This is a genomic window from Acetobacter syzygii (genome assembly GCF_000964225.1).
Taxonomy (GTDB): Bacteria; Pseudomonadota; Alphaproteobacteria; order Acetobacterales; family Acetobacteraceae; genus Acetobacter; species Acetobacter syzygii.
This window is the reverse complement of record NZ_BAMZ01000005.1, coordinates 108,895-121,493: the sequence shown is the minus strand read 5'-3', so window position 1 is coordinate 121,493 and position 12,599 is coordinate 108,895. Positions and strand designations below refer to the sequence as shown.

Annotated in this window: 25 protein-coding genes; all 25 read right to left on the bottom strand. The window is 53.4% G+C overall.

From position 1 onward, the window contains the following. Positions 1-56: 56 nt before the first annotated feature. On the bottom strand, positions 57-449 hold the full coding sequence (gene rpsK / locus Absy_RS01750) for a 30S ribosomal protein S11 (RefSeq protein WP_025826926.1): 393 nt from the start codon (positions 447-449) through the stop codon (positions 57-59). A 65-nt stretch (positions 450-514) separates the two neighbouring features. Further along, positions 515-892: a 30S ribosomal protein S13 gene (rpsM, locus tag Absy_RS01745; RefSeq protein WP_048852995.1), complete on the bottom strand. Its 378-nt coding sequence runs from the start codon at positions 890-892 to the stop codon at positions 515-517. Positions 893-1,013: 121 nt separating this feature from the next. Continuing rightward, entirely contained in the window at positions 1,014-1,682 is a 669-nt protein-coding gene (locus Absy_RS01740; RefSeq protein ID WP_048852994.1) for an adenylate kinase, read from the bottom strand. Further along, a complete protein-coding gene (secY, locus tag Absy_RS01735; protein WP_048852993.1) occupies positions 1,679-3,031 on the bottom strand; it encodes a preprotein translocase subunit SecY in 1,353 nt (450 codons plus the stop codon). The genes Absy_RS01740 and secY overlap by 4 nt, the downstream gene beginning before the upstream one ends. Positions 3,032-3,168: 137 nt before the next feature. Continuing rightward, positions 3,169-3,657 carry a 50S ribosomal protein L15 gene (rplO, locus tag Absy_RS01730; RefSeq protein WP_048852992.1) on the bottom strand — a complete coding sequence of 163 codons (489 nt, stop codon included), beginning with the start codon at positions 3,655-3,657 and terminating at the stop codon, positions 3,169-3,171. A gap of 1 nt (position 3,658) precedes the next feature. Continuing rightward, positions 3,659-3,844 carry a 50S ribosomal protein L30 gene (gene rpmD / locus Absy_RS01725; RefSeq protein ID WP_048852991.1) on the bottom strand — a complete coding sequence of 62 codons (186 nt, stop codon included), beginning with the start codon at positions 3,842-3,844 and terminating at the stop codon, positions 3,659-3,661. After that, on the bottom strand, positions 3,837-4,412 hold the full coding sequence (rpsE, locus tag Absy_RS01720) for a 30S ribosomal protein S5 (protein WP_048852990.1): 576 nt from the start codon (positions 4,410-4,412) through the stop codon (positions 3,837-3,839). Before rpsE ends, rpmD begins: the two co-directional genes overlap by 8 nt. Before the next feature lie 15 nt (positions 4,413-4,427). Then, on the bottom strand, positions 4,428-4,790 hold the full coding sequence (gene rplR, locus Absy_RS01715; protein WP_048852989.1) for a 50S ribosomal protein L18: 363 nt from the start codon (positions 4,788-4,790) through the stop codon (positions 4,428-4,430). Next, entirely contained in the window at positions 4,790-5,323 is a 534-nt protein-coding gene (gene rplF, locus Absy_RS01710; protein ID WP_048852988.1) for a 50S ribosomal protein L6, read from the bottom strand. The genes rplR and rplF overlap by 1 nt, the downstream gene beginning before the upstream one ends. Before the next feature lie 10 nt (positions 5,324-5,333). Further along, positions 5,334-5,732: a 30S ribosomal protein S8 gene (gene rpsH / locus Absy_RS01705; protein WP_025826943.1), complete on the bottom strand. Its 399-nt coding sequence runs from the start codon at positions 5,730-5,732 to the stop codon at positions 5,334-5,336. Between the two features lie 9 nt (positions 5,733-5,741). Then, entirely contained in the window at positions 5,742-6,047 is a 306-nt protein-coding gene (rpsN, locus tag Absy_RS01700; RefSeq protein WP_025826945.1) for a 30S ribosomal protein S14, read from the bottom strand. Between the two features lie 71 nt (positions 6,048-6,118). Then, entirely contained in the window at positions 6,119-6,688 is a 570-nt protein-coding gene (gene rplE / locus Absy_RS01695) for a 50S ribosomal protein L5 (RefSeq protein ID WP_048852987.1), read from the bottom strand. A 10-nt stretch (positions 6,689-6,698) separates the two neighbouring features. Beyond that, positions 6,699-7,019: a 50S ribosomal protein L24 gene (gene rplX, locus Absy_RS01690; RefSeq protein WP_048852986.1), complete on the bottom strand. Its 321-nt coding sequence runs from the start codon at positions 7,017-7,019 to the stop codon at positions 6,699-6,701. Beyond that, on the bottom strand, positions 7,019-7,387 hold the full coding sequence (gene rplN / locus Absy_RS01685; RefSeq protein ID WP_025826951.1) for a 50S ribosomal protein L14: 369 nt from the start codon (positions 7,385-7,387) through the stop codon (positions 7,019-7,021). The genes rplX and rplN overlap by 1 nt, the downstream gene beginning before the upstream one ends. Before the next feature lie 17 nt (positions 7,388-7,404). After that, positions 7,405-7,674 carry a 30S ribosomal protein S17 gene (rpsQ, locus tag Absy_RS01680; RefSeq protein ID WP_048852985.1) on the bottom strand — a complete coding sequence of 90 codons (270 nt, stop codon included), beginning with the start codon at positions 7,672-7,674 and terminating at the stop codon, positions 7,405-7,407. Positions 7,675-7,687: 13 nt separating this feature from the next. Then, complete coding sequence (rpmC, locus tag Absy_RS01675; protein WP_048852984.1) at positions 7,688-7,924, bottom strand: 50S ribosomal protein L29; 237 nt, start codon at positions 7,922-7,924, stop codon at positions 7,688-7,690. A gap of 1 nt (position 7,925) precedes the next feature. Further along, positions 7,926-8,342: a 50S ribosomal protein L16 gene (gene rplP / locus Absy_RS01670; RefSeq protein WP_048852983.1), complete on the bottom strand. Its 417-nt coding sequence runs from the start codon at positions 8,340-8,342 to the stop codon at positions 7,926-7,928. A 17-nt stretch (positions 8,343-8,359) separates the two neighbouring features. Next, positions 8,360-9,037, bottom strand: coding sequence for a 30S ribosomal protein S3 (gene rpsC, locus Absy_RS01665; protein WP_048852982.1), 678 nt, complete (start codon positions 9,035-9,037; stop codon positions 8,360-8,362). 3 nt (positions 9,038-9,040) lie between these two features. Beyond that, on the bottom strand, positions 9,041-9,451 hold the full coding sequence (rplV, locus tag Absy_RS01660; protein WP_048852981.1) for a 50S ribosomal protein L22: 411 nt from the start codon (positions 9,449-9,451) through the stop codon (positions 9,041-9,043). An 8-nt stretch (positions 9,452-9,459) separates the two neighbouring features. Then, positions 9,460-9,738: a 30S ribosomal protein S19 gene (gene rpsS / locus Absy_RS01655; protein WP_012812769.1), complete on the bottom strand. Its 279-nt coding sequence runs from the start codon at positions 9,736-9,738 to the stop codon at positions 9,460-9,462. A gap of 13 nt (positions 9,739-9,751) precedes the next feature. Next, on the bottom strand, positions 9,752-10,582 hold the full coding sequence (gene rplB, locus Absy_RS01650) for a 50S ribosomal protein L2 (protein WP_048852980.1): 831 nt from the start codon (positions 10,580-10,582) through the stop codon (positions 9,752-9,754). A gap of 16 nt (positions 10,583-10,598) precedes the next feature. Further along, complete coding sequence (locus tag Absy_RS01645; RefSeq protein ID WP_048852979.1) at positions 10,599-10,934, bottom strand: 50S ribosomal protein L23; 336 nt, start codon at positions 10,932-10,934, stop codon at positions 10,599-10,601. Continuing rightward, positions 10,931-11,545 carry a 50S ribosomal protein L4 gene (gene rplD, locus Absy_RS01640; RefSeq protein WP_048852978.1) on the bottom strand — a complete coding sequence of 205 codons (615 nt, stop codon included), beginning with the start codon at positions 11,543-11,545 and terminating at the stop codon, positions 10,931-10,933. Before rplD ends, Absy_RS01645 begins: the two co-directional genes overlap by 4 nt. 4 nt (positions 11,546-11,549) lie before the next feature. Then, complete coding sequence (rplC, locus tag Absy_RS01635) at positions 11,550-12,233, bottom strand: 50S ribosomal protein L3 (protein WP_048852977.1); 684 nt, start codon at positions 12,231-12,233, stop codon at positions 11,550-11,552. A 10-nt stretch (positions 12,234-12,243) separates the two neighbouring features. After that, positions 12,244-12,552 carry a 30S ribosomal protein S10 gene (rpsJ, locus tag Absy_RS01630; protein WP_007282720.1) on the bottom strand — a complete coding sequence of 103 codons (309 nt, stop codon included), beginning with the start codon at positions 12,550-12,552 and terminating at the stop codon, positions 12,244-12,246. Between the last annotated feature and the right edge of the window lie 47 nt (positions 12,553-12,599).

The following is a 12,599-nucleotide window of genomic DNA, read 5'->3' as shown; positions in this document are numbered from 1 at the left end:
GACACAACAAATGGAAAGACAGCTGACAATATCAGGCTATCTTTCCGCTCGTAAGCTCAGACGCGGCGACGCTTGCGCGGGCGGCAGCCATTGTGCGGGACAGGTGTCATATCACGAATAGAGGTGATGGTGAAACCAACAGCCTGCAGAGCACGCAGTGCGCTTTCACGCCCCGACCCAGGACCGGAAACTTCGATTTCCAGCGTTTCCATGCCGTGTTCACGGGCCTTGCGACCTGCATCCTCAGCCGCAACCTGCGCCGCATAAGGCGTAGACTTCCGCGAACCTTTAAAGCCCTGCGCACCAGCAGAAGACCAGGAGATTGCATTCCCCTGAGCATCAGAAATGGTGATCATGGTGTTGTTGAACGTGGAGAGCACATGCGCCACGCCAGAAATAATGTTCTTACGCTCTTTTTTACGAACACGCGGTGTTGCGGCTTTCGCCATGTCTTTTCTACCTCAGTCCCTGTCCAGCCCACATATTTGCAGGCTGGTCGCCCTAGCGAATTGGATTAACGCGTTGCTTTCTTCTTACCGGCAATCGCCACTGCCTTACCCTTACGGGTACGGGCATTGGTGTGCGTCCGCTGGCCACGAACTGGCAGCCCACGACGATGACGCAGGCCGCGGTAGCAACCAAGATCCATCAGGCGCTTAATGTTCATCGCAATTTCACGACGCAGATCGCCTTCAACGCGATATGTACCATCAATCAGCTCACGGAGCTTCATGATTTCATCGTCGCTGAGTTCGTTAACCCGCTTTGCTTCCGGAATCTCCAAGGTTTTGCAGATTTCTGCAGCCTTAGATGCGCCAATTCCATAAATATACTGAAGCCCGATCACAACCCGCTTGTTCGTCGGGACATTCACGCCGGCAATACGTGCCACGCCTTATACTCCTGTTCGCCCGCTTTTATAGCGAACGGCTCATAGCCCTGTTTGACTGGGGCAGATTTCACTTGGTGGCCGCGAAATATACCGACCACCGTTACAAGTCAACGAAAACTGATCACTTCTTCGTGATCGCACCGCTATCTTCAAGCGCTGCTTCAATTTCTGCCGTCACTTCAGCAGTCGCAAGCATACCGTTTACCTTCCGCAAACGCCCCGTTTTTTCATAAAACGGCAGAATCGGCGCAGTCAGATTCCGGTACTCTTTCAAACGTTCAACAACTGTTTCACGCTTATCATCAGCACGACGCTTAAACTCATGACTGCCACAGGCATCGCACACACCATCCTTTGCAGGAGGGTTGGATGCCTCGTTATAGGTCTGTCCGCACTGCGCACAGGTATAACGTCCGGATATACGGTCAGCCAGAATCTCTTCATCCACATCCAAGAAGAGCACAACATCAATGCTCTTCTTGTCTGCTGCAAGCATGGTATCCAGTTCTTCAGCTTGCGCCAAGGTCCGTGGGAAACCATCCAGAATAAATCCGTTCTGACAATCCGGTTGCGCAATCCGATCCTTAAGCATGGCAATAATCAAAGCATCTGGCACAAGTTTCCCTGCCACCATCAAGGCTTTGGCCTGATTGCCAACTTCAGAACCACGAGCGACTTCCGCGCGGAGCATGTCCCCGGTAGAAATCTGCACCAGCCCATGCCGCTCTTCGAGAATCTTGGATTGGGTGCCTTTTCCTGCCCCTGGTGGGCCCAGAAAAATAATGTTCATCGTCTGATGATCCTCTGCTTCCTGCCGCCGCGGGATTTACGCATCAGGCCCTGATACTGATGTGCGACCAGATGAGACTGGATCTGCGTTACCGTATCGATTGTAACGGACACAATAATGATCAGACTCGTTCCGCCAAAATAGAAAGGCACATTGTAACGACTGATCAAAATCTGCGGCAGCAGACAGACAGCCACCATGTATGCCGCGCCAATCGTCGTCAAACGCGTCAGGATCTTATCAAAGTAAGATGCAGTCGCTCCACCCGGGCGTACACCAGGTATAAAACCTCCCTGCTTGCGCAGGTTGTCAGCGGTTTCAGCAGGATTAAATGTCACGGCCGCATAGAAGTAAGAAAAGAATACAATCATCAATGCGTAAAAGAGCAAATACAGAGGTTGCCCCTGCCCAAGCTCCTCACCCAGAAATGAAAGCCATCCAGGCAATGATTTCCCATTCATGAACCCTGCAAGGGTTACAGGAATCAACAGAACAGATGACGCAAAAATAGGTGGGATAACCCCTGCGGTGTTTACCTTCAGCGGCATGTGGGTTGTGTCACCACCAAACATCCGTTGCCCCATCTGGCGCTTGGGATATTGAATGACCACACGTCTTTGAGCCTGCTCCATAAACACGATGAACATGATGGTCAGACCAGCAAGCACAAGGAACAGCAACACAAAGAAAGAAGACAAGGCTCCAGTATAACCCAGCTGAAAAAGGCTCACCAAGGCATGAGGCAGGTTAGCAACGATACCTGCAAAGATAATGAGTGAAATCCCATTACCCACCCCTCGGGAAGTAATCTGCTCACCCAGCCACATCAAAAACATGGTTCCGCCCACCAGCGCCGTAACACAGGTGATCAAAAACAGCGGTCCGGGATTAACAACAGCCGCACCGCTCTGAACATTCTCCAACCCTATAGCAATGCCATAAGCCTGAAAAACAGCAATCAGCACGGTCAGGTAACGCGTATACTGGTTAAGTTTTTTACGCCCTTGCTCACCTTCCTTCTTGAGCGCCTCAAGAGAAGGTACAGCCGTAGACATCAACTGCACAATAATCGACGCAGAGATATAGGGCATAATATTCAACGCAAACACGGTCATGCGCCCAAGAGCGCCGCCCGAGAACATGTTGAACATCCCAAGAATGCCGCCCTGATGCTGCGCCAGAAGCTGCCCCATAACCGTAGCGTCCACACCAGGCACGGGAATGTACGTTCCCAACCGGTAGACAATCAGCGCGCCCAGCGTAAACCAGATCCGCTTCTTGAGTTCCGTTGCCTTGGCAAAAGAGCCTACGTTAAAATTGGCAGCCAGTTGTTCGGCCGCGGAAGCCATGCATCCGTCCTTTCACACAAACAGCGCCGCCACGCAAAGTGGAGACGCTGCCATGATTGCCTGAAAAATTTCAGGCAGCTTTTCTGATTTAAACGAAGAAGAGAGAACAGGGTCAACCACTGCTCTCTCCTTCATAATCAGGAGGCGCTAGCTTCCACAGGCGCAGCTGCCAGCAGCTTAATGCTACCACCAACTTTTTCAATCGCGGCCTTGGCAGAAGCGGAAACGCCAGACACTTCAAAAGAAACGCCTTTGGTCAGTTCACCTTCGCCAAGAATGCGAACGCCAGCGTACTTACCAGTCCCGACCAGACCAGCTTTCTTCAGCGCTTCTTCCGTAATAGTCACGCCGTTTGCCAGCTTACCATCAGCCAAAGCCTGTTCTACTGCACCAAGGTTAACTGGTGCATAGACCTTGCGGAAGATATTTTTAAAGCCCCGTTTCGGCAGACGACGGTAAATTGGGAGCTGACCACCTTCAAACCCGTTAAGGGAAACACCCTCACGTGCCTTCTGGCCTTTAACACCCTTACCGGAAGTCTTGCCTTTACCGGAACCAATACCGCGCCCAAGCCGCTTTTTGCGGTAGCGAGCGCCTTCGTTATCACGAAGCTCGTTAAGTCTCATTTCAGTCCTCCACCTTCACCAGGTGGGCCACCTTGCGGACCATACCCCGAGTAGAAGGAGTATCTTCCAGAACCTTTTCGCGCCCGATCTTGTTCAGACCAAGCCCGATCAGAGTTTCCTGCTGACCAGGCTTGCGTCCGTTACCGGACGCCACCTGAATCACCTTGAAGGTTTTCTTATCAGACATCTGCAGCCTCCGCACCAGCAGCCTGGTCGCGCTTGCCAAAGATTTCCGCCACTTTTTTACCACGGCGGTTTGCCACGGCACGTGGGCTTGCACAACGCGTCAGAGCGTCAAACGTCGCTTTAACCATGTTGTGCGGGTTTCTGGTCCCCAAGGACTTAGCGACAACGTCGTTAATGCCTAGGCTTTCAAAAACTGCACGCATAGGGCCACCAGCAATAATTCCGGTCCCGGCTTCTGCCGAGCGCAGAACAACCTTACCAGCCCCAAAGTGACCGGCAACGTCGTGATGCAAGGTACGACCTTCTTTCATGGGAACGCGAATCATCCCACGTTTTGCACGTTCAGTTGCCTTGCGAATGGCTTCGGGCACTTCACGGGCTTTACCAGCACCGTAGCCCACACGACCTTTCTGATCGCCAACCACAACAAGAGCGGCAAACGCAAAGCGCCGACCACCTTTTACAACTTTTGCAACGCGGTTAATGGTAACCAGTTTATCAACCAGTTCATCACCTTCGCGTTCGCGCTCACGGCCGCCTCGACCGCCTTCTCTTGGTTCACGAGCCATTCCGCGATCCTTTCCTCAGAAGGAGAGACCGCCCTCACGGGCCGCCTCCGCCAGGGCTTTGACGCGCCCGTGATAAAGATAAGACCCCCGATCGAAAACGACCTGAGACACACCGGCTGCAACAGCGCGCTGGGCAACCAGCTTGCCAACTGCACCAGCACTATCCTGCGTGGCACCATTTTTCAGGGTTTCACGCAGTTCTTTATCCAGCGTTGATGCAGCAGCAAGAGTAACCCCCTGCGCATCATCAATCACCTGAGCATAGATGTTTTTACCAGACCGGAAAACCGATAGACGAGGACGGCCACCAGCCTTGCGGCGAAGCTGAAAACGGAGACGCGCACGCCGCCGATTCCGCAATTCCTGCTGAGTGCTCATTATTTCTTCTTGCCTTCCTTACGGCGGATAGTTTCCGTATCGTAACGCACACCCTTACCTTTATAAGGTTCTGGTTTACGATAACTACGGATATCCAGAGCCACCTGGCCAACACGCTGCTTATCAATCCCTTCCACCACAATCGCAGTCGGACGCGGGGTAGAAATTTTAATGCCAGCCGGAATCGGATAGATCACGTCGTGAGAGAAACCAAGGTTCATAACCAGATTAGAACCCTGCACTGCTGCACGATAACCTGTCCCGGTAATTTCCAGAGTTTTTGAAAACCCATCAGAAACACCCTTAACGGCACAAGCAATAAGTGCGCGCGTTGTTCCCCACATCATGCGAGCCTGAGATTCGGTACCATTCGGCTGTACAACAACCGAACCATCCTTCACTTCAGCCGTAACATGACTGGAAATAGGAAGAGAAAGCTCACCCAGCTTGCCCTTAGCCTTAAAAACACCGTCCGCGATGGAAACTGTGACCCCTGCCGGCACTTCGACGGGATACTTGCCTACTCGTGACATTTATCCCTCCTCAGAATACGCGGCAAAGGACTTCACCACCAACATTGGCGGCGCGGGCCTCTACATCGGACAGAACACCACGCGGCGTGGACAGGATAGACACACCCAGACCAGCACAAACACGCGGCAGTTCTTTAATTTTGGAATACACGCGACGACCAGGGCGGGAAACACGCTGGATTTCACGAATAACCGGTTCACCTTCCGCGTACTTCAGCTCGATATGCAGCTGGGCAATACCCTTCCGCACTTCTTCACGCTTGTAACCGCGGATGTAACCTTCGCGCTGCAGAGCTTCAAGCACGTTCACACGCAGATTGGATGCCGGAGCAACACAAGAGTTGTGACGCGCACGCTGAGCATTGCGAATACGGGTGAGCATATCACCCAAAGGATCTGAAAGCGACATCTCGAGCCCTTACCAGCTAGCTTTTACCACTCCCGGAATCTGACCATCAGAAGCCAGATCACGGAAAGCGATACGACACAGCTCAAACTTGCGATAATTACCGCGAGAACGACCTGTTAGCTTGCAACGCAGACGCACGCGCACACGGGAACCGTTGCGCGGCAGCTCTGCCAGCTTAAGAGACGCATCAAACCGATCTTCCACGGGCAAAGAACGGTCCATAACAATATTTTTGAGAGCAGTACGCTTCTCATTATCCCGTGCCGCCATGCGCTTGCGTTTCGCATTACGCAGGATGGCAGATGTTTTAGCCATACAACATTACCTCCGGAACCCTTCGAAAACCTTCGACGGTTTTCCAAGATCACACAATAAAGCAGCCTGTATCATCCCAAGAAGGGAAGATCAAACGCCTTCAGCAAAGCTTTAGCTTCAGCATCCGTCTTCGCGCTGGTCACGAACACAACATCCATACCGCGGACTTCGTCCACTTTGTCATATTCGATTTCAGGGAAAACAATCTGCTCTTTCAGGCCAAGGGCAAAATTGCCACGACCATCGAAGCCTTTTGTCGCAGGGAGACCACGGAAGTCACGGATACGAGGCATCGCAATCGTCACAAGACGATCAAGAAATTCGTACATCCGTGCCCGACGCAGCGTAACCTTACAGCCAATCGGCAGGCCTTCACGGATCTTAAAACCAGCAATTGCCTTTTTAGCAACAGTTTTAACTGGCTTCTGACCCGCAATAAGGGTCATTTCCGCAACGGCTGCATCCAGCTTTTTCTGGTCACCAGCGGCTTCACCAACGCCCATATTCAGGACGATTTTTTCAAGCCGCGGCACCTGCATTTCGTTACTATACCCAAACTGCTCACGCAGCTTGGCACGAAGTTCACTCTCATAGCGCTGGTGAAGGCGCGGGAGGGAACGCCCTTCCTGATTCGCACTCATACCTGGCCTCTCAACCTTCAATCACTTCGCCAGTCGCCTTGGCAACGCGAACTTTTTTGCCGTTCTCCAGCACCCGGAAACCAACACGTGTCGGCTTCTTGGAAGCAGGATCAACCAGCTTCAGGTTGGAGAGGTGGACAGCTGCCTCACGGGCAATAATCCCACCTTCTTCACCCATACGACGGGCACGCTGATGACGCTTGGCAATTGCCACACCACGCACAACAGCGCGCTCTTCTGAAGGACGAACCTCCAGAACTTCACCCTGCACGCCCTTTGAAGAGCCAGTGATGACGACAACCGTATCGCCTTTTTTAATACGGGCAGCCATTACAGCACCTCCGGCGCGAGAGAGATGATCTTCATGAACTTCTTCGCACGCAGTTCACGCACGACCGGGCCAAAAATGCGGGTACCAATCGGTTCCTGCTGCTTATTGATCAACACGGCCGCGTTGCGATCGAACCGGATGGCGCTGCCATCGGGACGACGAACCGGGTAAGAGGTACGCACGATAACGGCCTGGTGAACATCGCCCTTCTTCACCTTCCCACGGGGGATGGCTTCCTTGACGGAAACGACGATCACGTCGCCGACCGAGGCAGACTTCCGCTTGGAACCGCCCAGCACCTTAATGCACTGCACCTGACGTGCACCGGAATTGTCGGCCACATCGAGGTTGGTCTCGGGATGGATCATAACCTAAAATCCTTACGTTAGGCCGACGCAGTTGCTTCCACGCCCACGGAATCACCGTTGCGGGAAATCACGGTCCACGTCTTACGCCGTGAAATAGGCGCACATTCAACAATCCGCACAGAATCACCGATCTTGCAGATGTTTTCTTCATCATGCGCCGCATATTTCTTGGAACGACGAATGAACTTTTTATACACAGGATGCATGACGCGACGATCGACAAGAACCGTAACGGTCTTGTCCATCTTGTCGCTCGTCACACGTCCGGTAAGGACGCGCCTCGGCATCGGCTACCTCTCCTCAGGCATTGGCAGCAGATGTTTTTGCACCTGCTACATTCTTTGCATTCTGCGCAGCAATTGTCTTGATGCGCGCAATTTCACGGCGGACCGCACGGATACGGCTCAGCGATTCTGACTGCCCGGTGGCCTGCTGGAAACGCAAGTTGAGCTGCTCACGCTTCAATTCGACCAGACGAGCTTCAAGCTCGTCTGCCGTTTTAGCGCGCAAATCAGCTGGCTTAACTGCCTTTACCATCTTACGCATCTCCAATTCGGGTCACAAACTTGGTCTTGATCGGCAATTTGGCGGCACCGAGAGCCAACGCTTCGCGCGCCAGCTCTGGGGGAACACCTTCGATCTCAAACAAAATGCGACCTGGCTTCACACGGGCCACCCAGTATTCAGGCGATCCCTTACCGGAGCCCATACGCACTTCTGCGGGCTTTGTCGAGACCGGAATATCCGGAAAAATACGAATCCAGACACGACCAGCACGTTTCATGGCGCGGGTAATGGCACGACGGGATGCCTCAATCTGGCGAGCCGTAATACGTTCCGGCTGCAAAGCTTTGAGACCAAACGTACCAAAGTTCAGTGTGGTACCGCTTTTTGCAAGACCGTGAATACGGCCTTTATGTGCTTTACGGAATTTTGTCCGCTTAGGGGAAAGCATTGTTTTTTATCCTCTCCTCAGCGCTGAGGAGCCTGTTCGGCCGCCCGGCGATCCTGTGCCAATGGATCATGGGCAAGAATTTCACCCTTGAAGATCCATACCTTCACACCGCAGGTGCCATAAGTGGTCATTGCCGTTGCCGTACCATAATCGATATCCGCACGCAGTGTGTGCAAGGGCACACGACCTTCACGGTACCATTCGATACGAGCAATTTCAGCGCCACCCAAACGACCGGAGCAGTTGATCCGGATACCCTGAGCGCCCAGACGCATAGCTGACTGCACGGCGCGCTTCATGGCGCGACGGAAAGCAACACGGCGTTCAAGCTGCTGAGCAATATTTTCTGCAACCAGAGTCGCATCAATTTCAGGCTTGCGGATTTCAACGATGTTCAGCGCAACTTCTGTCCCGGCCATGCGAGTCAGCTCTTTACGCAGAGCGTCAATATCCTGCCCCTTCTTGCCGATCACAACGCCTGGACGCGCTGCATAGATCGTCACGCGGGGCTTCTTGGCCGGACGTTCGATGACAACACGAGAGACGCCAGCGCCAGCCAGTTTACGACGCAGGAATGCACGAAGTTTAAGATCTTCGTGCAGCAGACGAGAATAATCTGCGTCTGCATACCAGCGGCTGTCCCATGTGCGGTTAATGCCGAGCCGCAGCCCGATCGGATTGACTTTATGCCCCATACCTCAGGCCGCCTTCTGCTCGGAAGAAGCCGCGTCAGACACAACGGCCCGTTCGGCTACAACAATCTTCAGGTGACTGAAAAACTTTTCCACACGTGCGGAACGACCACGACCACGTGCATGAAAACGGCGCATGACAATGGACTTACCCACTTCAGCCGTTTTCACTACCAACTGATCAACGTCGAGCTGGTGATTGTTTTCAGCATTTGCGATCGCGCTTTCCAGCGTTTTCTTAACCTGCTGAGCGATACGGCGCTTAGAGAACGTCAGCGTCGCAATTGCCTGAGATGCAGGTTTATTACGGATCAGGCCTGCCACAAGGTTCAGCTTGCGGGGGCTAACCCGAATGTTACGCGTGATAGCTTGCGCTTCTGTTTCCGCGAGCGTGCGCGGATGCTTCGGCTTGCTCATCTGTGCTCTTAGCCCCGCTTAGACTTCTTGTCAGCACCATGCCCGTGGAATGTACGGGTGGGAGAGAATTCGCCAAATTTATGGCCAACCATATTCTCAGTCACCTGTACGGGCAGGAACTTCTGACCGTTATAAACACCGAACGTCAGACCAACGAACTGCGGAAGAATCGTTGAACGACGCGACCAGATCTTGATCACTTCATTCCGACCCGATGCGCGGGATACTTCAGCCTTGTTCAGCAGATACCCGTCGACGAACGGACCTTTCCAGACGGAACGTGCCATCTTCTATTGCCCCTTACTTGCCGGTCTTCCGGCGACGGATAATCAGACCGTCCGTCCGCTTGTTGACCCGAGTTTTGTAACCTTTGGTAGGCTTGCCCCATGGCGTAACCGGATGACGACCACCAGATGTACGGCCTTCACCACCACCGTGCGGATGGTCAACCGGGTTCATCACCACGCCGCGGTTATGCGGACGGCGACCCAGCCAACGAGAACGACCAGCCTTACCCATATGCTGGTTCATGTTGTCCGGATTGGACACGGCACCAACAGTTGCCATGCACTCACCACGTACAACACGCAATTCACCAGACTGCAGTTTGATCTGAGCGTAGCCCGAATCCTTACCAACCAACTGCGCATACGTCCCTGCGGAACGGGCCAGCTTGCCACCGGCGCCCTGCTTCAGTTCGATGTTATGGATAATCGTACCCACCGGGATGGATGCGAGCGGCATAGCATTGCCTGGCTTAATATCCACACGTGCGCCGGCGATAACGTTGTCACCAACCTTCAGACGCTGCGGAGCGAGAATGTAAGCAAGCTCACCATCTTCGTACTTTACTAGCGCGATAAATGCCGTGCGGTTGGGATCGTATTCAAGACGTTCCACAGTACCCAGCACGTCGAATTTACGACGCTTGAAGTCCACATAACGATAAGACTGCTTGTGACCACCACCACGGAAACGAGACGTGATACGACCGTTATTATTACGACCGCCCGACTTGTTTTTACCTTCCGTGAGCTGCTTGACCGGCTTGCCCTTCCAGAGGTCAGCACGATCAATCAGAACCGTACCACGCAGGCTCGGCGTGACAGGATTAAAGTGCTTCAGTGCCATTAGTTTCTACCCTTGGTCACGCCAGCTTCGCGGTCAGGTCAATGGACTGACCTTCTGCAAGCTGAACGAACGCCTTTTTAACGTCGGAACGCTGACCAATCCGCCCTTTAAAGCGCTTGGTTTTTCCTTTCTGGACAAGAGTGTTGACACCAACAACCTTGACCCCAAACAGCGTTTCCACCGCAACCTTGATTTCAGGCTTGCTAGCCGTCATTGCGACCTTGAAAACAACCTGATTTTTTTCAGAAAGCGCGGTCGCCTTCTCGGTAATAACTGGCGTCCGCACGATGTCGTACAGAGCCTCCCGAGAGAGACGCTCGGCTTTCTTGCGAATAGCAAGAATATTCGTCATGCCAGGCGTTCCTTCAGTCCTTCAAGGCCTGCCTGCGTGATGGCAAGCACCTCATGGTTCAGAATGTCATAAACATTCGCGCCAATGGTCGGCAGAATGTCGATCTTTGGCAGATTGCGAGCAGCGCGCACGAAATTTTCGTCCACGGATGCATCAACGATCAGAGCAGAACCCCAGCCGAGACCCTGCAGCTTTTTTGCCAGTTCGCTGGTTTTGGTTACGCCAGATGCCGCATCCAGAACCACCAACTTACCTTCCGCGGCCTTCTGGGACAGTGCGGAGATCAAACCCAGACGACGCACTTTTTTAGGCAGGTCGTAACCATGGTCACGCACAACCGGACCATGCACAACACCACCAGTTCTGTACTGCGGTGCACGCAAAGAACCCTGACGAGCGCTACCGGTGCCTTTCTGGCGATATGGCTTTTTGGTCGTGCCGGACACTTCGCCCATGCCTTTGACCTTGTGCGTGCCAGCGCGGCGTTTTGCCAGCTGCCAATGCACAACACGTGCCATTACGTCTGCCCGGGGTGCTGCACCGAAAAGCTCTTCCGGAAGCGTAGCTGAACCAGCCGTGCCGTTATCAAGTGTCTTGATTTCGATTTCCATGATCTCAGGCCTCCGCCTTCACAAGCGCTGCCGGATAAGGGGCATCGCTATGGCGGGCTTTCTTGATCGCATCACGAATGAGAACGACACCATTCTTTGCTCCCGGAACGGAGCCACGAATCATGATCAGATTCTTTTCCGGATCGACCGCTGCGATTTCCAGATTCAAGGTGGTCACGCGTTCATCACCCAGATGACCAGCCATTTTCTTGTTCTTGAAGGTTTTGCCGGGATCCTGGCGGTTACCGGTCGAACCATGCGAACGATGCGAAATAGACACACCGTGCGAGGCTTCAAGACCCGCAAAATTCCAGCGCTTCATGGCGCCAGCAAATCCCTTACCCTTACTCGTCCCCGTTACGTCAACCTTCTGGCCGACAACGAAGTGCGAAGCAGAAAGAGCAGCACCAACTTCCAGAGTAGCGTCATCAGCCACCCGGAACTCACGAACTGTTTTCTTGGGTTCAACCTTCACGCGGGCAAAATGGCCACGATTGGGTTTTGTTACGTTTTTCACCTTGGCGTTGCCCATACCCAGCTGGACGGCCACATAACCATCACGTTCCTGAGTACGAACGTCTACCACCTGCACTTCATCTACATGCAGAACGGTGACAGGCACATGAGTGCCGTCTTCCTTGAACAGTCGGGACATGCCCAACTTTTTTGCGATCAATCCGGTGCGCATCGTCTGGACCTTAAAGTTTGATCTCGACATCCACGCCAGCGGCGAGGTCGAGCTTCATGAGAGCGTCCACGGTCTGCGGAGTGGGCTCAACAATATCGAGCAAACGACGATGAGTCCGAATTTCGAACTGCTCGCGGCTCTTCTTGTCAACGTGAGGAGAACGGTTAACCGTAAACCGTTCGATATGCGTCGGCAGCGGGATAGGACCCCGAACCCGCGCACCCGTACGCTTCGCCGTATTCACGATCTCTTTCGTGCTGTTATCAAGCACCCGATGATCGTACGCTTTCAGGCGAATGCGGATGTTCTGGTTGTCCATCTGTTTCTTAGTCCAACACTTTACTTGTCCGGGGTTACCCGGCCGCC